A 20852-nucleotide genomic window follows, 5' to 3' on the forward strand; every position below is an offset into this window, starting at 1 on the left:
GAAAGGCCCAGCCATGCTCCCCAACAGGTCACGACTCTCTGTCCTGGTCTTCCTGCTCCCACCCCTGCTGCTCTACGGAGTCGCAGTGCTGTTCCCCATCATGCAGTCGCTGTTCCTCAGTTTCTTCTCCTGGAACGGCATCAGCGACATGGAGTTCGTGGGGCTCACCAACTATGTGCGGATGCTTACAGCAGACGACGTCTTCTGGCGCTCCTTCTTCAACGCCCTCGGATACCTCGCAATCTGCCTTGTCCTGCAGCTTGGCGGCGCCCTCCTCGTCGCCAGCCTCCTGACCTCCATGCGCCGCGGCCGCGAGCTCATCAAAACCCTCTACCTCCTGCCAGCAGTGATCTCAACCGTGGCCATCGCGTTCCTCTTCGTGCGCATCTACTCGATCGAGCCCGTCGGCCTCTTGAACCAGCTCCTGCACTGGATCGGCCTCGGCGCCCTTGAACGCCCCTGGCTTTCGGATATCAACAGCGTCCTCACGGCAGTGTCGGCCCCGGAGGGCTGGCGGTTCACCGGCCTCTACATGCTCATCATCTACGCGGCGCTGCTGTCCGTCCCGCAGGAGCTTGAGGAAGCCGCCCGCCTCGACGGCGCTTCGCGGTGGCAACTGTTCACCAAGATCCGCTTCCCCCACATCATGCCCGTCTGGATCACCACCACGATCATGGCAACAACATACGGGCTGCGCGGCTTCGACATCCCTTACCTCATGACCAACGGCGGACCCGGACAGTCCTCCGAGTTGCTGACCACTTACATGTACAAGACGGCTTTCACAGCACAGACTTCGGCTACGCAAGCACCATCGCCGTGTTCATCGTCGTCGAGTGCCTGGTCGCCGTAGGACTCATCCTCTTCATGCTCAAACGAAAGGCGGACGCATGACCGCGCCAGCAGCTCCGGTTACACGGCCCAGAGCAACCCCGGACCCATCAGAGAGCCGGGAGCCACTCCGCAGACGGCGCAAGCCCAGCCTCCACGGAACCCTGTCAAGAGTGATCATCGCCCTCATCGTCATCGTGCAGGTTTACCCCCTGGCCTGGCTTTTCATCACAAGCCTGCGCACCGAAGATGACTTCGCGACCGGGGATCCATTCGCGCTCCCCAAAGCTGTCACTTTTGATAACTATGCCCGCGCTTTCGAGACCGGCAACCTCGGAATGAACATCCTCAACAGCTTCATCGTCACGATGGGCGCCAACCTCCTGATCGTGCTCCTGGGAATGATGGCCGCCTACGCCCTGCAGGTCCTTGGCTTCCGCTACAGCAAGTTCGTCCGCAGCCTGTTCCTGATCGGCATCATCGTGCCCGTCCAGATCGCGCTTGTGCCGCTCTTCATCGACTACTCCAGCATCAACCTGCTCGACACCTACCCGTCGATGATCATCCCCCTGGCCGGCTTCGCCCTTCCGATGTCGATCTACCTCTTTTCCTCCTTCTTCGAGTACATCCCCCGTGAAACATACGAGGCCGCCTCTTTGGATGGAGCAGGGCCTTACCGCATCTTCGGACTTATCACCCTCCCGCTCTCGGTAAATACTGTGGTGACTGTCGTTCTGGTCAACAGCATATTTATCTGGAACGACTTCATCTTCGCCAACACCTTCGTCCTCTCCGAGGAGCTGAAGACCATCCCGCTGGGCCTACAGAACTACATTGGCGCCATGGGCAAAACGGACTGGACAGCCACGTTCGCTGCCGTCTGTGTCACCATCACTCCCCTGCTGCTGGTCTTCCTCGTACTCAACAAGGCAATGATCCAAGGCCTGGAGAGCGGGGCGAGCAAGGGATGAGAGCAACAACAGGCGGATATACTCCTGAAGGAGGGCACATGATTTCGCAGGAGAATGGTTCGGGCATGCCATCGAGTGCAGCTGCCCCCGCAAAACAGGGCCACCGCCCTCAACCAGTCACCCTCCGGCAAGTAGCCCAGGCTGCCGGTGTCTCCACAGCCACCGTGTCTCTCGTTGTGAACAAGAAAAAGTCCGCCCGGATCGCCGACGAGACCCGCCAGCGGGTGCTGGACGCGATCCGAGAGCTGGGCTACCGGCCAAACGCCATGGCGCAAACCCTGGTCAGCGGAAGTTCCCGATTCATCGGCCTCGTTGCCGACGCGATCGCAACCACCCCTTTCGCCGGCCAGATCATCCATGGCGCCCAGGATGAGGCCTGGAAGCATGGCTACGCCCTTCTGATCGCCAATACCGACGGTAACCGTGAGCTTGAAACGGATGCAATTGCCATGATGCTGGAATACAAAGTCCGCGGCATCCTCTACTCGACCTGGTTCCACCGAGCCACCGACCTGCCGGCATCCCTGCGGGAATCAGACTTCGTCCTCGTCAACTGCTTCTCCGCGGAACCAGGCGCGCGGGCCGTGGTCCCGGATGAAGTACAAGGCGGACGTTCTGCCACAGAAATCCTATTGAAGCACGGCCACCGCCGGATCGCCTTCATCAACGCCACCATCCCCGCACCGGCGAAGGACGGACGACTTCAGGGGTACAAGGAAGCGCTGGAAGCAGAAGGCATATTGTTCGACGAAAGCCTGGTCCTCGAAGCCTATCCGGACCAGGAAGGAGGGTACGGAGCCACTGAGGAACTCCTCAAACGCGACGTCACAGCCGTGTATTGCTACAACGACCGAATGGCGATGGGACTGTACGACGGGCTGCGCGAGCAGGGCCTCTCCATTCCCGGTGACATGGCTGTGGTGGGCTTCGATAACCAGGAAGTTATTGCCGCCCACCTCCGGCCCCCGCTTTCCACCGTGTCTCTTCCCCACTACGAACTGGGGGCAGCGGGAGTGCGCATGCTCCTTGGCCTTGAAGAAGCACAGGCCCCTGTCCCCACGAAAATCTACTGTCCCACCGTGGAACGAAACTCCGTGCGGGCGCCGGCCCCCGTGTAGCCTCCCGTGTCCGCAATGGGTATCGCCGCGGACGACGGCGGGACCTCCCGCCGTCGTCCGCTTCCGTCTGGTGCCTACTGGCTGAACGGGACCTTCTCCCAGCTCAGGACGGCACGGTCGTCGCTGCTGTTGCCGGCCACCGTGAACCGGATGTAGTTGGTGGCGTTGGCCGCTCCGTCCACGGTGATGCGCTGCAGGTCATCCGCGGCGGGCTGGCCGTAGATGTCCAGCCACGGCGAGCCATCAGCCAGCGGCTGGTTCTCGGCAAAGACGTGGCTGTCGCCGTTGATGAGGTAGACCGGGCGGTCGAAGCGGTTGGTCTCTTCGACAATGGCGGCGACGATTTCCCGGAACCCGGACACGGTTTCGGGGTCGGCGGTAGCCGCGGCCAGCAGCGACGGATCGAACATGTCGGCCTGGGTCATCAGCACCACGGCGCGGTCGTTGCGCCGTTTGGCGTCAGTGAACGTGCTGTGTATTTGGTTGACGACCGCATCCGTCCGGTGCGCAACCTCGGCCAGTTGCTCCGGCGTTGGCGAGATTTCGCCCAGGCCGCTCCACGGAAGGAGCGAGTTGTTGCTGCCCTGGACGTTCACCACCGAGAAGGCCACGCGGTTCTGGGTGAAGCGCACATCCTCGGGAAGCCCGACGTTCTCCTGGGTTTTGACCGGCATGTTTGTGCCCAGCGTTTTGCCAGGCTCGTCGAAGAAGACCTCCCGCAGTTTGGCCAGCCGCTCCAGCGGGTTGTACGCGCCGTTGTTGGTGCGGTGGCAGTCCACCCACTCGTTGTCGCCCGGCGTATAGACCAGCGGGTGCCTGAAGGTGTCGAACTCTGAGCGGATCTTGGCGAAGTATTCGTCCGAGCAGACCGAGGAGCCGTTCTTGATGTCGCCCAGATGGGTAACAAACTTCAGCGCGCTGTCGGCGTTAATGTCCTGGATGTGGGATGGGAACTTGGCGATTTCGGCGTCGCCGTAAGGGGTGTCGCCGATGACGCCAAACGTGAACGCCTGGCTGTCGGGGGTGTCTGCGGCGTTGGCGGGCTGGGACGCAAGGAGGCTGAGCCCCAGGACGGCTGCCGCCGTCGTGGTTTTCATTGTCTTTGAAGGCATGGAGGTGGTCCTGTGTCTGCTGGGCGGGCGGGGCGGGGTCTGTGGAAAGACTTCCTGCTGCGGGAGAACCGGCGTGGTCCAAGCGGTTTCGGGACGGTGAACAGGAGCGGTCATTTACGGACGGCAGGAACCGCGCCGGTTGCTTTCCGGGTCGACGTCACTGCTGGCCGTATTGCCGACGCCATCCGGGTCCACTCGAACCTCAGCACATAGTGCTGTGGACCGGCCGTTGGCCATGGTGCGCCGGACCGGCGCGCCCATCACAAATCCAGGCCAAAATTGGAATCGACCGGATAATTGCACGGGTGAAGCTCGTGCTCAAGACTCTGTATCTAATGCTTTTTATAGCGGGCTACATCTCGATTTATGTGGTCGGGATTCTCGTTGCCAAGGCGGGCGATCCCGAGCTGGGCTCCGCTATTGTCCTAACCACCATCGGCCTGACCGTGGTTGCATTACTTCTGTGGGTGGGCTCGAATAATAGCGCCGCCCGCGCTGCTAAGGCAGGAACCGTCACTGTGGAGGAAACGGCTGCCTTCAATGTTGATCCGCTAAAAGTCTGGTCCGTCATCCGGCCGGCTGAGTCTGCCGTCCTGTTTTCGGACGCACAACGCGCCTTCACGGTGCCTGGAACTCCCCTAGGGGTCGGCGAGCAGCAATGTTTTATCGGGCGTGATGGGGCGGCGTGCATCATCGAAGTAATTGATGAAGAAGTGCCGAGGTGGGCTGCCACGAAGACTGTCACTCCAACAGGTGTAGCAACCCGGCAGACGTACAAATTGGAGCCGACCCCTTCGGGTTGCACCCTCACAATGGGAGCGGCCTTCGACATCTCCCGGGGCTGGTTGTGGTCAAAGGTATGCGAGAAGAGTTGGCGTAAAAGCACTAGAAAATACTTGGATCGTCTTAGCGTGCACCTGACTGCACAGCAGTAAAACTGGAGGGACAGCAGTAAACCGGAGGGCTGATTCAAGCATGCCCGGGAGGTGCGCTGTCGGTGCAAGGGTTTCAAGGTGAGGGGCTCGTCCCTCTGGCCCATCTGGATCAGGAATATCTCGTGCAATGACAGACCTAAGTCATACAACCCGACGACAACATGATCAGGACTAGCAACGCCCTACGCTTAACGGGTGACTTTGACTAAGATGCGCACCGCCGCCGCGAGCTCCCTCGCCGCCGCCGGTCTCCTGTTTACCCTCGCCGCCTGTTCCACGCCGGCCGCCACCCAGCCAGCTACCTCTACACCGGCTTCCCCGGCAACGGCTTCATCCAGCGCCGCCTCCGGGCCCTGCGCCGGGGTGAAGGTCGTCGTCGATTCGGGCGCCCTGAAGCAGGCGGCCGCTGATACGTCCGTTTGCGTGCCCGTGGACGGGCCTACCCCCGCTTCCAAGGTGCTCGGCGAGGCAAAGGTGAAAACCGAGGGCACCACGCAGTACCCCACCGGACTGGCTTGCCGGGTGAACGGTGTCCCCGCCGCGGACTTCGACATCACCCACAAGGATGGCACGTACCGGGAAGAATGCAAGGGCATGCCCGCAGCCTTTGCCTACTGGTCCCTCTGGGTGAAGCCGGCCTCCGGTGACTGGGCCTACGCGCAGGAAGGCCTCGCCACCCTGCAAGTGAGTCCCGGGCAGAGCCTGGAGCTGCTTTACACGGTCGACGGCGCACCGGCCGCCCCAGCGGCATGACCTTCCGGCCCGCGCCGTTACGCGCAGCGGCGGCTCTCGCCGTCGTCTTCGTCGTGGCGCGGGTCGTCTACCGCATCCTTTTCAACGGAGCGGGCACTGTCGGACCGGTTTTGCTCAACCTACCGCCGATGCGGCTGCCTGCCCCCTACGCCCATGTGGTCCTCCTCGGCCCGGTAACGGCATCTGGCCTGTGGGAGGCGGTTCTGTCCGCCCTGCCGATTGCCGGGATGATCCTGGGTTTCGGCATGCTCAACGCCTGGGTGGACGTTGCCCGCGGCTTCATGGTTCTGGCCCGCGGGGGCCCCCTGCAGGGCATCGCCCGGATGCTTGTGGTGGCGTGGGCGGCGCTCCCGGCGCTTTCCGACGCCGTAACCTCCGTACGCCTGGCGTTCCGGTTGCGGGGCGAACGCTTCGGGCCCCGCGCCCTGGTGCCCGTTCTTGAGCGCACCCTTGAGCATGCGGCCCGGGTTGCCGCGGCCCTGGAACTTCGCGGCTTCGGAAGCCGGACAGCACACCAACCCGGCCAAGCTATCGAAGCACCCGTTCTCGTTCGGGACGCCCGCTTCCGCATTGGTAACGCGCAGATCCGCGTCGACGGGTTCGAGCCCCCAATCTGTTCGCTGACTGTCATTACCGGGCCTACGGGCTCCGGCAAGTCCACCATCCTGCGAGGCATTGCGGGCCTCCTTTCACATGTTGACGGTGGGGAGATTTCTGGCACAGTCCGCGTCGCCGGAGCGGACCGCACCACCACGCCGCCGCGCGATACCGCCCGCCTCGTCGGCGTCGTATTGCAGAATCCCCGCGCCGCATTCGCCACCACCCGGGTCCGGGACGAAATCTCCGTCGCGCTCGAGCTGCGCGGAGTGGCGTCCGATACCGCCAAGGCCCGGGTGCTGGAGGTCGCGGAGCGTGTCGGGGTGTCGGCGTTGCTGGACCGGAATATCAGCACCCTCTCGGCGGGTGAGGCAACACTCGTAGCCATCGCTGCCGCAGTAGTGGAGCATCCGGCCCTGCTCCTGGTTGACGAGCCCCTGGCCGACCTCGACACCACAGCACGCGGACGCGTCATCGCCGTGCTCAACGCCCTCGCCCACGAAGAAGGTGTCTGCGTCATCGTTGCGGAGCACCGGGCTGAACCGCTCGTACCCGTTGCCGATTTCTGGTGGACCATCGACGACGGCGCCCTGGTGCCAGGCGTTGCGCCGTCCGGGGTTTCGCCCCCTGTCGTTGCCCGTTCAACGCCGGCACGGTCGGCGGAGCACGCGCCGGAGCTCGCGCCCGTGCTGACGGCGACAAAGCTCGCGGTGCACCGCAAGGGCAAGCCGCTGGTGCGCGACGCCTCGCTGACCTTGCACCGCGGCGAAATCGTGGCTCTGGTGGGGCCGAACGGCGCCGGGAAGTCGTCCCTCCTGGTGGCGCTCGCCCTGGGTGAAGGCACGGTGGGAGAAGTAACGGGCAGTGAAGGAACAGCCGACGGCGGGCGGGTCGCCCTCGTCCCGGACGCCTCCGACGATCTCTTCACCAGGGATACCGTCGCAGCAGAGCTCCGCGCGGCAGAGCGACGCCAGGCGCACGCATTGCGTCGCTCAAACCGGCGTCACTCGACCAGTGCCGAGATTCCCCCAGAGCCCGCGGAGTCACGCCTTGCCCGTTTGCGGGGAGACGCTCGGATGCCTATCGGGCACGAACATCCCCGGGACCTCTCCGCTGGCGAGCGCAGGATCCTGGCCATCGCGCTGCAGACAATGGACGACCCACAGGTACTCCTGATCGATGAGCCGACCCGTGGACTCGATCCTGAGGCCCGCGCAGCAGTTTCGGCAGCGCTGCGGGCAGCAGCGGACGCCGGCACGGCGGTCCTGATCGCCACCCATGACCTCGATTTTGCGCACGGCCTCGGCGCCCGGATTCTCCCGATGAGTGACGGCGTCGCGCCTTCCTCCGAGGCGGTCATTGCGCCGGAACCGCCCCTCCTGTCTCCCCGGCAAGCAGGTGCTGGACCAAAACCAACGGCCGTGGACGGACGGACGGACTCTCAAGCCGCGGGAAGACAGCACCGCATCCGGATGCCACGGGCAGCGGAGCTCACAATTCTCGCCGCTGCGAACCTTCTTGCCCTCGCCGCGTTCTGCTGGCCGCTGCTCGCTACAGCCCTCCCGCAGGATGCCGCCGCGGCCGTCCCGTACGCGGCGCTGGCCATTGCGCCCCTTGCCGCCGTCCTCGTCGCGGTGTCCCTCGACGGCTCGGTCCGCTCCGCGCACACGGTGGCGTTACTCGGCGTGCTGGCAGCCATCGGATCGGCGGTGCGGGTGGCGAGCACCGGCGTCGGCGGCGTCGAGGCAGTGTTTATCCTGCTGATCCTGGCCGGCCGTGCATTCGGTCCCCGTTTCGGCCTGCTCCTCGGCGCCGCCACCATCGCCGTCTCCAGCGCCGTGTGGGGCGGGATCGGGCCCTGGACCCCGTTCCAGATCTTCGCCTGCGCGTGGGTGGGCGCCGGGGCCGGCCTGCTCCCCCGCCGTGTGCGGGGGCGGGCCGAACTGTGGATGCTGTGCGGCTACGGCGCCCTGGCGTCCTACGCGTTCGGCCTGCTGACCAATCTGTGGTTCTGGCCCTTCGCGGTGGGCGCCGGCACCGGCATTTCTTACGTGGCCGGCGCGCCACTGGGCACCAACCTCAGCAGCTTCCTGCTCTACTCGCTTTTGACGTCGACGGCGGGCTGGGACACCCTGCGTGCCGTCACCACGATCATCGGAATCATTGTGGTGGGGCGGGCCATCCTCGCCGCACTGCGGCGGGTCAAGCCGGTCTCCAGCCCGGGCAAAAGCATCGGCGGACACGCCGCCCGGAACCAACCCACTCAGGCCGGGGACCAGCCCCAACTCACACCTTGAAGTACTTTGCCTCCGGGTGGTGGAACACGAATGCGTCGGTGGACTGTTCGGGGTGCAGCATCAGCTCATCGCTCAGGACAACGCCCATACGCTCGGGTTTCAGCAGCTCCGTCACCTTGCGGCGGTCCTCCATGTCGGGGCACGCGGGGTATCCGAGCGAGAAGCGCGCACCGCGGTAATCGAGCTTGAAGTATCCTGCCTTGTCCTTCGGCTCTTCGGCCGCGAAGCCCAGCTCCGTGCGGATACGGGCATGCCAGAACTCGGCAAGCGCCTCGGTGAGCTGCATGACCAGGCCGTTGAGCTCGTAATAGTCGCGGTACTGGTTGGCGGCGAACATCTTTGACGTGAACTCTTCAATCTTCGAGCCGGCGGTGACCAGCTGCACCGGCAGCACGTCAATCTGCCCCGATTCGCGTGAGCGCACGAAGTCGGCCAGGCACAGGTGCCGGTCGCGGCGCTGGCGCGGGAAGTCGAACCGCAGCCGCTCCGTGCCGATGGGGCCGCCTGAACCGCCGTCGGGAGCGAGCAGGCCCGCAGTGCCGAGGACGCCGTCGGTATCCGTACCGTGGTGCAACACCACCACCTGCTCGCCCTCGGAGACCACCGGGAAGTAGCCGTACGCGACGGACGCATCCAGCATTCCCTCACCGAGGATACGGTCCAGCCAGTACCGCAGGCGCGGCCGGCCCTCACGTTCCACCAGTTCCTCATAGGAGGCGCCGTCCTCGCCGCGGCCGGGCTTGAGCCCCCACTGCCCCATGAAGGTGGCGCGCTCGTCGAGGAACGCAGCGTAGTCGTGGAGTGCCACGCCGCGCACAATGCGCGTCCCCCAGAACGGCGGCGCGGGCACGAGGTTGTCGGCGGCCACGTCGGACCGGCCGGGCATTGCCTCCGGCTCGGTCACCGTGAACTTCACGCCTCCCTTATGGATCCGCTTCTTCAGCGGTGGAAGGCCGACGGCGTCCGGGTCAGCGCCGCGGGCCACCTGTACCAGCGGTTCCATGAGTGCGAGGCCCTCGAAGGCGTCCTTGGCGTACCGGACCACGCCATCAAACTGCTCCGCCAGGTCCTGCTCCACGTAGGCGCGGGTCAGGGCTGCACCGCCGAGGATGATCGGCCACTTCTTCGCGAGGCCCCGGGACTGAAGTTCGGCAAGGTTTTCCTTCATCACCACGGTGGACTTCACCAGCAGCCCGGACATGCCGATCACGTCGGCGTTGTGCTCCTCGGCTGCGGCCATGATCTCGGCGATCCCCTGCTTGATGCCGATGTTGATGACTTTGTAGCCGTTGTTGGTGAGGATGATGTCCACCAGGTTCTTGCCGATGTCGTGCACATCGCCGCGCACAGTGGCGATCACCATGGTGCCCTTGCCCGAAGAATCCGACTTCTCCATGTGCGGCTCGAGCAGGGCAACCGCGTTCTTCATCACCTCAGCGGACTGCAGCACGAACGGCAGCTGCATCTCACCGGCGCCGAAGCGCTCACCCACCACCTTCATGCCCTCGAGCAGCTGGTCGTTGATGATGCCGAGCGGGGTCATGCCTTCGCTGCGTGCTAGGTCGAGGTCCTCTTCGAGGCCCTTGCCTTCGCCGTCGATGATGCGCCGCTGCAGGCGTTCGCCGGTGGGCAGCGCCGCGAGTTCCGCGGCGCGCTGGTCCTTGAGCGCTGCGGTGTCGACGCCGGCGAACAGGTCCAGCATGCTGTTCAGGGGGTCGTACGTGACGTTGCCGTCGGCGTCGTATTCGCGGCGGTCCCAGACGAGGTCCAGCGCCACCTTGCGCTGCTCCTCCGGCAGTGAAGCGAGCGGCACAATCTTGGCGGCGTCGATGATGCCGCTGGTCAGTCCGGCCTGTACAGCCTCATGCAGGAACACCGAGTTCAGCGCCATGCGCGCTGCCGGGTTCAGGCCGAAGGACACGTTGGAGACGCCGAGGGTGGTTTGGATGCCGGGGTACTTGGCGGTGATCTGGCGGATGGCCTCGATGGTTTCGATGCCGTCCCGGCGGGTTTCTTCCTGGCCTGTGGCGATGGGGAAGGTCAGGGCGTCGACGATGATGTCTTCCACGCGCATCCCCCATTCGCCCACCAGGGCGTCGACGAGGCGGGAGGCGATGGCCACCTTGCCCCCGGTGGTGCGTGCCTGGCCGTCTTCGTCGATGGTCAGGGCGATCACGGCGGTGCCGTGTTCCTTCACGAGCGGCATGATGCGCGCGAAGCGGCTGTTGGGGCCGTCGCCGTCCTCGTAGTTGACGGAGTTGACCACCGGGCGGCCGCCGATGTGTTCGAGCCCGGCCTGGAGCACGGCCGGCTCGGTGGAGTCCATGACCAGAGGGAGCGTGGAGGCCGACGCGAAACGCGAGACGATCTCCTTCATATCGGCAACGCCGTCGCGCCCCACATAGTCGATGCAGACGTCGAGCAGGTGCGCGCCGACGCGGACCTGCTCGCGGGCGATATCGACGCAGTCGTCCCAGCGCTCGTCCAGCATCGCCTGGCGGAATGCCTTCGAACCGTTCGCGTTGGTGCGCTCACCAATGGCGAGGTAGGCGGACTCCTGGTCGAACGGCACATGATGGTAGAGGGAAGCGATGCCCGCTTCACGCTCGGTGGGGACGCGGGCGGCGCCGTTTCCGTTGCTGGCGACCGTACCGCTGGTGCGGAAGGGCGCAAGACGCTCGACGACGGCGGCCATGTGCTCCGGCGTCGTACCGCAACAGCCTCCTATGAGGCCCAGGCCGAATTCCCGCACGAACTGCTCATGCGCCGTGGCGAGTTCGGAAGGTGACAGCGGATAGTGCGCGCCGTTGGGACCAAGCACCGGCAGGCCGGCGTTGGGCATGCAGGCGATGGCCACGGAGGACTGCTTGGAGAGGTGACGCAGGTGCTCGCTCATCTCGTCCGGCCCGGTGGCGCAGTTCAGGCCGATGGCGTCGACGCCGAGCGGCTCGAGGGCGGTGAGCGCGGCGCCGATCTCTGATCCCATCAGCATGGTTCCGGTGGTTTCGACCGTCACCTCGACGAAGATCGGGAGCCGGACGCCGCGGGTCACGATGGCCTGCTTGCAGCCGTTGACGGCAGCTTTGGTCTGCAGGAGGTCCTGACTGGTCTCGATGAGGAAGGCATCCGCTCCCCCGTCGATGAGGCCCTCGGCCTGCAGCGCGAAAGTCTGCTTGAGGTAGTCGTAGCTGGTATGCCCGAGGCTGGGGAGCTTGGTGCCCGGTCCCATGGAGCCGAGGACCCAGCGCATCCGCCCGTCTGTTTTTTCTGCGGCTTCTGCGCGCTCGCGGGCGATCGCTGCGCCCTTGCGGGCGAGCTCTTCGATGCGGTCGTCGATGCCGTAATCGGAGAGGTTGGACCAGTTGGCACCGAAGGTATTGGTTTCCACCGCATCGATGCCCACGGCGAAGTAGGCGTCATGGATGTCCGCGAGGACATCCGGCCGCGTGGCATTGAGGATCTCGTTGCAGCCCTCCAGCCCCAGGAAGTCGGCCTCGAGCGACAGTTCCCGGCCCTGCAGCATGGTGCCCATCGCGCCGTCGGCAATGACGACCCGGTGGTTCACGGCGTCCAGAAGCTCCTGCGAACGGACGGGGCGGGCGACGGATTCTATATCAAGCGCAAAACGAGGCATCTAAATAGGTTACGGGCGACACGCCGAAACATTGCGTTGTGTTTCTATGTGCTACGTGGGCGGGTGGTGGGCAGTTCTGGCTAGACCTCGGCCGCGGCTGCGTCATGTTTGTCTACCTGCGCGACTGGAACACTATGGAAAGCGCCATCGAGAAGCTGGGCAGGCAGGAGCCAGAAGCTGATCAGCCTCCAGCGATAACCGCTGAGGCCCAAGACGGAGCGGACGACGGCGGGACTTCCGGCAGTCGTCCGTCTTGGTTGGTGCGGCTCCCCTACAATGCCGGCCAGCCGCCGTCCGAAGCGAAGGCCCTTAGGGATGTCGCCCGAGACGGAGGCCACATCAAGTCCGGCGCTCTCGGCGACGAGGTCGTCCAGGCGCTCCTTGCTGGCGTCGGCGGCCATGACGCGACCCGCTGTTGTCTGTCATCATTCCACCACCATGACCCTCCTGGGGCAGGACCGACAGCCATCGCGGATTGATCCAGGTTGACGCACAGGGGCGCCCCATCCTGTATCGGCGAGGACAGCCCGGTCTCAGCGCTCTCGTGGGCGAGGTCGCTGGAGAACTCGCGGTGGGCCTCGGCATAATTTTGTATCGCCGTGGCCCGCCCCTCCAAGGCGTCCGCGCGGTGAGCGCCCGCCGACATTGCGTCATGGCTTCAGACGGGGCCTAGCGGGAGTGCTACGTGAGCCCGGGGAGTCTGCTTAGATGAAGTATCGACGGCCATAAGGGGAACAGTTTGAGCGGGCGCAGCAGCCGAGCTACACGAAAATCACAGTCGGGAAACAGCCGCCTCTCCGACCATAAAAGGACCGGGAAAGTTCTTGTTCCTCCGATTCGGTCTTTGGGACCTATGAAAGAATCTCCGTGGTTACAGGACGCATTTCCAGACATGCTGTGGGTCTGCTTTTTGATCTCCTCGCGGGGAGCCGGGCCAGGGATGCAGTTGGTCGCCCGCGTTCTTGACGTTCTCCAAGAGTTAAACGAGTTAGTAGCCATAGGCGAGGACGACGCCACCAGTGCCCCCGTCTTTACAGGAACCCTCTCATCCTTTGACCGCTTTCCACTTAGTTCGCGGCAGCCGCTCCTTCAGGCACTAGTAGAGTCAGGCCTGTACGAAGAAGCATTCCCTGAGGTGTTCCGCGCAGCACTCCTGTCCTACGACAATCTTCCAGGACGGTGGCTCCTAGAACATCTAGGGGTTAATGAGAAGTTTTCAGATCCGGCACAACATGAGGCCATTCTGCGCCCCGTTGTTTTCGACAGCATTCAGGGCCAGAGCGACGTTGCAACAAAAGCAAAGATCATGGTTGTTCGTTCGTACTTACAAGCTGGGAAGCTGCATGTAGCGCCACACATTGCCAGGGACTGGTTTCCAATCCTGGCTAAATATCCGGACTCCGTCACCGAGAGTGAGAGAAGTCGGATCGAACCGGCTATGCGGGCTGCCTACCTCAATCTAGCGATGCTTGGGAGCGAAGAGGGCATTGAACCACGGGGCCTGACTTGGGCGCGTGATTTCTGGCAGCAGAACTGGCACAAGTTTGGCTGTGAACGAACGTCCGTCGTTGACCCTCCCGGATCGGAAAATTTGGCTGGTTCTGTGGGAGATGCCCACAGAAAAGGGATTCAAGAACTCTCGCGGCTTACTCAAGAGGCCTTGTCGATCAGCGAGCGAGTTGATCCCAATCTCTATTTGCCCGACAAGCACGAAGTTCTTACAGGCTTGGTGTTTCGACAAATCGAGTCCGTTCATTCGATGGTTAATTCGCCGGCCCTGTGGCACATCGATCAAGCAGCGGGGATAACTCGCGGCCTTATCGAGACGCGAATCGTGCTCAAATGGATGCCGACGCAAGACCCTGAGATCTACCTCCGATTCAAGGAGTACGGCCGTGGAAAGCTTAAACTCTACAAACTCCACATGGAAGAGCTTCGTGATTCCTTGGACCACACATCGGGCGAGCTAGACGCAGAAATCGAACATCTGCAGTCCTTAGTTAATGGTGACGTCTGGGAGGAGTTTCAGGACATTAAAATTGCAGGCAACTTTGCATCCGTGGATACCAGGAGGATGGCGGAGAGAGTAGGGCTACTAGACGACTATCGCCTTATTTTTAGTCCGGCCAGTGCAGCCGTGCATGGTGAGTGGGGGCCCATCTCTCAACACACGCTGGGTAGGTGTGCGAATCCGATGCACCGAGGTCACCGTATACCAAGCTTGGGCAGCAGAGACATAAGTTCCTTCAGCGTTGAATTCGCCCTCGGGATCTTGGAGAGCCTGATAGGTGACTACCGCGCAGCAGTTGAGCCTGTCCACGGGGGCTAACATCAAAGTCGGATCCCGCCTGCCAGAAGCGGAACAGCCCCTCCCCTGCTGCACATTTCCAGAACTCAAGCACACTCCAAGGATCCTTCTGTTCGCAATACGTGCCTGCGCCAGATTATTCGACGTTGGCAGGAATCTGCAGGTGAGACGAGGTCATCGGACGTCCAATCTTATCGCGAGCTATGGCTTTGTTTTACTGCTGGAGTAGAGCTACACCCCTTGAAAAGAGTGGACCAGCCTGGTTGGTGAAGGGGTCTACGACAACAGTTCGTTGATCTGTACCAACAAGAGTTCTGGCGGCAGTCTCCAAATCGTTTGGTGACAGATGACCGGAATGTTTGAGGGCCAGCGCCGTGACAAAGATGCGACGCGCTATGTGATCCTTGCGAGCAGACTCCGTTCTGGGGGTGATTATTTTCTGCAGCGTTAACGCAGCCCGCTGATCGACTTCTTCTCGGCCGATTGACCAAAGGGGTCTAAAGAAGGGGGACGTTTCCGGGATCGCGCCTCCCGACAATGAGCGACTCAGGGCGAGGACAGCGGCTTCATCTTGCCGAAGTCGATAGAGGGTGGGAATAGTCAGCTCCCACGAGGAGCGGTCAACGTACTCCATCCGTCCTGGATGGAAAATACGACCGATGATTGCAGGGAGGTCTTCAGCCGGCGTGGCCCCGATACAAAGTGCGCTGACCTCTAGCCAGTTCGAGGGCTGCCCTTCCCGTTTGGGACCTCGACTAAACCATTGAGCAAGACCAGATACCCAAGCCTGCGTCTGACGATCATCGGGAAACAGCAGGGCCCAAACACTGCGACGGAGGCTACCGCGGGTCTGGAGATAGGCTCGGTCGCTGAGCCACTCGTCCTCCTCCAAGGCACCTGCGATCAGTTCCCGCAGCTCATCGCTGTGGAGGTTACGCGAATCGTCACCGAGTAGGTGTGACAGCACCCATTGCGTTACTTGGTCAGACCGCTGCGGTTCCCTGCCTGGTGCCTTATCACTTGCGGCCAGTACCTTCTCGAAGGTTTCTAACAGGCTTTCGCCGTCGCTGAGCTGCAAATCTACGACGGCGGGCCTGACTCGCAGATTGTCCTGAAAGCGTTGAAAGGCGCCTTTTGTCTCGGGATCTACGTCAGGGGCCGCTCCATCATCTTCCGCCTCAATAAAGATGGAGCGATCGAGGAAATTGTGTACTAGGCGAGCCACATCTGGATGGCTATCGGCAGCCAACGCCAGAGCCCCGACGGTCTCGATCTTATCGAGAACCTCGTCCTGCCGGTTTGAACGCCGTCCCTTCGACAGTCTCCTCAGGATGCCATCACCAAAATGACCGCTAAGCGCGTCCCAATGGGCGACGATAATCTCGACAAGAAATTGATCCGGGGTACCGTTGATATCGGTGAGTCGGACACCAGGTTCAGTTGCGTCTCCGATGGTCTCCCTCAGTCCTTCGACGAGATCAAGTTCCCCCAGAAGAAGCATTGCGATCCATGCATTCTGTCGGTTTTCTTCCATCGAAGGTCCGTAAGAACAAAGTTGTTCTCGCACGCTGTCACGCCAATGCGCCAGCTCCAGCATCTCCGTCGTTACACCCGAGGCTGCCGCAGCCCGGTGTGCGCGTATTAGTGCTTGGGTGACTCCAACGACTACAGTTCGGCGGACCCCGTTGTCGTCATCTCGCTTCCACGCCGACAGTACGTCGAGGAGGGCTGAGGGGTCGAGCCCAGCGGAACATAATTCGTGTGCCAGCACCTCTCGCAGCTCCGGCTCAAGAAACCGCATCAAGTCGAGAGCCGCATCAAGGACTCGTTCTGAGTTAGCGCCAGAGGACTCGCCATACGCCCGCAGCACGGCTGGGTGAATACTGTCGTCGACACCTTCCAGAACATGACGGTCATCCGATAGGGCTTCAAGAGCATAATCGGCAGTAAGAGCGGGCCACGTCGTAATTATGTCGCCGACGTGCCATCCCAAACCTGCGGTGCTCACGTTGGTGCAGGCGTTGCAGACTTCCGCATCCTCGTACCTACCTAAAATTCGGCGGCCACGTTCTCTGTTTTGAACCGCTCCATCTTGATCTGATGCCGTGCTCACCTCGAACGCATCGCTGCCCTCATCGGCATTGGCCAATTCGCGAAGCCTTCGCCATGCGATGGCCACAGACTGGGCAAGGATGACCTGCTCCTCATCACGGATCTGCGATTCCTCCTCGTTCGAGTCAACAAGCAGCGCGAATAACCGCTCGAAGCCCGCCTCGAAACCTAGGACGTCTAGGGCCACTGGCGCGTATTTGGCCGCTATGGCATCGTCCATCAGCCTGGCACGTAGTACGGAGCGTACGTGAGCGTCATCCCAGAAGTCATGGACCAAGCAGGCAGCAGCTCCCCAGGGCCGGAATCCGTCAAGAGCCCCGAGGAGTCGCTTACGAGCATGTTCACGGGGAAGGCTCCGTGCGAGTCGAACTCTACTTCCGTCAAAATCCCCGGCCCTCCTCTCAGCATATGAGTCGAGGGCCTTCTCCATACGAAAGTGATTCCGCCACGACTGAGGAATCAAAGTCAGATCATATAGGGGAAGCGGATGTTCTCGCTCACGTTCCAACTCATCAATAACCCAATCGCGCAATCGATTGTCAGCTGAAAGACTTGTGCAAGCCAATCGCCAGCACAGGGACCGGTCTCCGCCCGTACGCCCATTCGTGCGCAACGTTTCCCACACGAAACTGGACAGGGCGGCACGTCTTACCTCGTTAGCTTCCGCCGCCGCTTTAACCACGAGATCAAAGGTCATTTTCGTCCAGGCATGCTCAGTGAAGTAGTGCTCTTCGTGCGGCTGTGAGAGCAACCAGTCAATTTCTTCTTCGCTGACCAGGCTGGATAGGGGCGCCTCGGGTTCTGCCTCCATTGTGAAGTAAAGGGCAGTGGTCCGGATTGCAACCCGGTCTTGTCTACGCCCCCAGGCCAAGTGCTCCCGCGCCTCTCCACTGTCCGGCCAGCCTAGTCCCATTGCAAAAAGGGCAGTGGCTTGGGCGGTTACAGTCGGTCCGAGCTTTACCAAATCAGCGAGGCGGTCGAGGGCCAGTTGCGAATCCATGCTGATTGCGTCTCCGCTCGAATCGGTGGCTGCAGACTCGATAGTCCTGCGTGGCGAACCGAAACGATTGGCATAAGCGACGGCAGCGTTCGCGCGTACGTCGCCAGAATCAAAGCGCATGCCGCGAAGCATGATGGCAGAGGCCCGTTCAGCGTCGATGGGGAGGTCTCGCAGCGCGTAGAGCGCCGGCCCCGGGAAGGTCCGTGTCGCGTCGAGCCAGCGTTTGAATGTAGGCAGCAGTCGCCTGCCCAGACTCGCGTGAGAGGCGGACTTGACCAGCGAGGTTAGCAATGCGGCCCGATGCTCCAGCGACGTCGGGGCCTCAATCCTTTCCACGATCAGGTCCAGGTACTGGTTCGTCTTGCGAGGCGATAGGTTCGCTTCGGCCGCAACGGCGGCTGCGAGCAACTCCAGAGCGCTTTGCTCTTGTCGAACGTTCCATGGCCATCCGTTGCCGGACTGCTCACCGCTCTGAAGTACAGCATCGAGAATGCGAGCAACTGTGGGCGGATTAGGTTGAGCTGTAAGGGCGGACAACAATAGGTCGGTCCAAGCCGGATCGGCATGACGGGACCGAAAAACATCAATTTGTGTGCTGATTTCGAGTCTGGCGAGTCGCTGCCCCGCTAACTGATCGAGGACTACACGGTGGATGAAACCGACATGATTAGCCCCCTGAGGAACGAGTAGGCCGAACTCGTCCTCGGCCATGTTCAGAACCAACTCAGCCATTCGCCGTGCTTCCACGGGGAGCAGCCCGACAACATCCTCGTCGCACAGCGCCTCTTGCAAGAGACGACGAACCTGGCTCATTGGGATGGGACCTACATGGCCGTCAAGTCGCAGCGAATATGCTACCGCCTCAATGGTGGCCTTGAAATCCCGCTCACTCAGCGGCAGGTCACCGGCCCGGGAAGAACGACGCCGCATCTGGGGGTGCCGCTCCACCATGAGATCCACTATTGATCCGTATAACTCATATCGTTTAGGGGGCAAAGGCTCGCCACGCCATGTCGTCGCGAGAAGGGCGAGGAAAAGCGGTGTCCTAGCTAGCGATGAGAGCTCAGTGACTGCCCGAAGTTCCCCCAAGAATGGTTCCACGTTGGACCGTCGCCAAATAGCACCCGGGACTGCCTCCGATACAACATTCCGTTCCAAATCAGAGCTACCGTCGACGTAGCGTTCGTCAGTAGGGCTTCCTTCACCGCGTGGCAGGTACTGAACCACCATTTGCCGCCGCTGCTCGTCATCAAGTGGCATCAGGTCAGCCTGCCTCCAGCTCAATGCGGACGCCAGCCGGGCGACGGCATACGGCCGTGAGGACAAAAATGCAGCAGCCTTCGTTCGGCCAAGAAACGTCTCAATGGAGTCCAGAGCTATGTTTGCTGCCTCACGGCTGGTCCATTCGTCGATGCCGTCGACAAGAAGTAGTAGGCGGTCGTCACCGAGCGCCCGCTCCACCAACGGCCACAGGTGTCCAGCTGCCCGACTATCCAGCCAGGTGTGAATTGCTGTGGGAAGGGAATTGCTTTGAGCCTCGTCAAGGTGTCGACACAGGAAACCGAAGGGCAGCCATACCGGCAACCTCCCTCCGTGGACTCTTTGGAGGACACGCGACTGTGGAGCTCGACTAAGAAGGTCAGCCGCAACGAATCGCATCAGACTCGACTTTCCTGAACCGGCTTCACCAATCAACAAGTTTCGACTGCCATCCGACAGCCAGTCGTCGGCTGCTTGATGGAGTGCGCCCTCTCGCGTTCTCGCGATATCTAGCTCTAGGAGGGTCCGAACGGGACGGAGTGTTCGCCGCGGACGCCCCGTAGGGGATGCGTTCACGGTATCGGCGAAGCCCCCGCCTAACGCGGCGGCACCGTCAATTATCTGTTGCTCACCCCTACCCCCGAAGTCGTTCAGCCTTATCTGGGTGTGCGTCGAGCCGGCTGGCATCCGGTCCACAGGTTCAAAGGCCAGCCCCGAGTTTCCGAGCCACGAAGTCTCCCCCATCGGAGCAAACTGACGCGGTGCCACGTCGACCATGACGAACCGGTCCTCGACATTCATATCCTCCACAGGCGGCACTGAAGTAGAGACCTCTGTAGGACGACGGATGGCATTTTGCGAGTCGAAAACGGCCTCATACAGGAACGCTAACTCTTGGCGCAACTTACAAAAATCATGGAACTGCAGACGTTTTTCAAGCATGGACAGCGCCTGAGCCCCGCAGAAGTGTCCAACCCAGGCGCGCCCGAAAAAGTCGTCAACGAGGTCTGGCTTCGACCTTAACATCGCGCTAATTTCGTCGGCGCCCCAGGGCACGAACGTTATACCGACTTTTTCGAGTCGATCCGCGGCCTGCCGCAAGGCAACGTCGAGCTTAGCGTCCGCGAGGTCATACGACGTTGCGTAGTAGAAGGTACTCGTCTCCTTCTCCCAGGCGCCTTCCAGGAAATCATCAATTGCCCGAGTGATGTCCGAGGGGGACAATTTACGAACTCGTCGGGATTGAAGTACGGCGTGGCGGCGTTGAGAGGGCCACTGCGAATCAGACAACAATCCAGCGCCTGCAGACCGCGTCAGCCGCGCATAGGCGTCGATGCCTTGTTGATCTTGCCCTCTTGTTCCATAGAGTTTGGCCCACTGCACATCGCCCTGCTGTGCCAAAAGTCTTAGGAACAGGCGTTCGGTGTTCTCCCACGACAGATCGCTAATAGGCAGCAGGGTCGGTCTCGTAACGAGAGGGGGCTCGCTGGGCTGCGCGTCTACCGGGGCCCAAAGCCATGCAGGGGCGTCCCTATTCGCATCCATTTCGCGAACCATGTCCTCAACTAGATTGTGGCGCTTTGACATGCCATCTTGAGTCACGAGGATAGCTCGATGAGCTGCGACCTTAAATTCCCCATTGCCTTGAAGCGTGCGGCCCGACCCAGATTCTTTACGTGGGTCGGGAGGTCGGCGCAGCCGGTTGGTAAGGCGAGATCGTGGGCGTCAGTCATGCGTCGATCCTATCGATCAAGATCTGTTGGTACGGCATGTACCGTATCGGGCAGATCCCACACACGCGCGAATAACGTAGCACCAGATCCTCCTGAGATAGTTGGGGCATGTCAGAGGCCAGCATCGACACTACAGTCCCATGCAAAAGTCGTCCCCCATGTGGCCCACAAGGGGACTGCCCCCGGTTCTG

Annotated in this window: 10 protein-coding genes and 1 pseudogene; 7 read left to right on the forward strand and 4 right to left on the reverse strand. The window is 62.0% G+C overall.

Annotation, left to right across the window (positions count from 1 at the left end; genetic code table 11):
• The first annotated feature begins 13 nt into the window (after positions 1–13).
• The 3 genes and pseudogenes from J7E83_RS12355 to J7E83_RS12365 all read left to right on the forward strand — a co-directional run bounded on the left by J7E83_RS12355 (position 14) and on the right by J7E83_RS12365 (position 2920).
• Positions 14–894: pseudogene (locus tag J7E83_RS12355) on the forward strand (carbohydrate ABC transporter permease).
• Positions 891–1802, forward strand: coding sequence for a carbohydrate ABC transporter permease (locus J7E83_RS12360; RefSeq protein ID WP_214962490.1), 912 nt, complete (start codon positions 891–893; stop codon positions 1800–1802). Before J7E83_RS12355 ends, J7E83_RS12360 begins: the two are co-directional and overlap by 4 nt.
• A gap of 38 nt (positions 1803–1840) precedes the next feature.
• On the forward strand, positions 1841–2920 hold the full coding sequence (locus J7E83_RS12365; RefSeq protein ID WP_214962492.1) for a LacI family DNA-binding transcriptional regulator: 1080 nt from the start codon (positions 1841–1843) through the stop codon (positions 2918–2920).
• Positions 2921–2994: 74 nt separating this feature from the next.
• On the opposite strand, the gene J7E83_RS12370 is transcribed toward J7E83_RS12365, so the two are convergent.
• Positions 2995–4032 (reverse strand): hypothetical protein, encoded by a 1038-nt coding sequence (locus J7E83_RS12370; RefSeq protein ID WP_214962494.1) that lies wholly within the window; start codon positions 4030–4032, stop codon positions 2995–2997.
• Positions 4033–4337: 305 nt separating this feature from the next.
• On the opposite strand from J7E83_RS12370, the gene J7E83_RS12375 reads away from it, so the two are divergent.
• The 3 genes from J7E83_RS12375 to J7E83_RS12385 all read left to right on the forward strand — a co-directional run bounded on the left by J7E83_RS12375 (position 4338) and on the right by J7E83_RS12385 (position 8614).
• Positions 4338–4967 (forward strand): hypothetical protein, encoded by a 630-nt coding sequence (locus tag J7E83_RS12375; protein WP_214962497.1) that lies wholly within the window; start codon positions 4338–4340, stop codon positions 4965–4967.
• A gap of 195 nt (positions 4968–5162) precedes the next feature.
• Positions 5163–5720 carry a hypothetical protein gene (locus J7E83_RS12380; protein WP_311379660.1) on the forward strand — a complete coding sequence of 186 codons (558 nt, stop codon included), beginning with the start codon at positions 5163–5165 and terminating at the stop codon, positions 5718–5720.
• Positions 5717–8614, forward strand: coding sequence for an ATP-binding cassette domain-containing protein (locus tag J7E83_RS12385; protein WP_214962499.1), 2898 nt, complete (start codon positions 5717–5719; stop codon positions 8612–8614). Before J7E83_RS12380 ends, J7E83_RS12385 begins: the two co-directional genes overlap by 4 nt.
• On the opposite strand, the gene metH is transcribed toward J7E83_RS12385, so the two are convergent.
• The gene (gene metH / locus J7E83_RS12390; protein WP_214962501.1) at positions 8604–12248 is read right to left on the reverse strand and encodes a methionine synthase; all 3645 of its coding nucleotides are present in this window, start codon (positions 12246–12248) and stop codon (positions 8604–8606) included. The genes J7E83_RS12385 and metH overlap by 11 nt on opposite strands.
• Before the next feature lie 80 nt (positions 12249–12328).
• Complete coding sequence (locus J7E83_RS21180) at positions 12329–12649, reverse strand: hypothetical protein (RefSeq protein WP_251043823.1); 321 nt, start codon at positions 12647–12649, stop codon at positions 12329–12331.
• A gap of 539 nt (positions 12650–13188) precedes the next feature.
• Between J7E83_RS21180 and J7E83_RS12400 the strand changes: the two genes are divergently transcribed.
• A complete protein-coding gene (locus J7E83_RS12400) occupies positions 13189–14577 on the forward strand; it encodes a DUF5677 domain-containing protein (RefSeq protein ID WP_214962504.1) in 1389 nt (462 codons plus the stop codon).
• A gap of 193 nt (positions 14578–14770) precedes the next feature.
• Here the strand turns inward: J7E83_RS12400 and J7E83_RS12405 are convergent, their stop codons facing one another.
• Positions 14771–20515 (reverse strand): NACHT domain-containing NTPase, encoded by a 5745-nt coding sequence (locus tag J7E83_RS12405; protein ID WP_214962505.1) that lies wholly within the window; start codon positions 20513–20515, stop codon positions 14771–14773.
• Positions 20516–20852 lie beyond the last annotated feature (337 nt).

Origin of the sequence: Arthrobacter sp. ISL-48 (genome assembly GCF_018613805.1) — a bacterium.
In the GTDB taxonomy this organism is placed as follows: Bacteria; Actinomycetota; Actinomycetes; order Actinomycetales; family Micrococcaceae; genus Arthrobacter.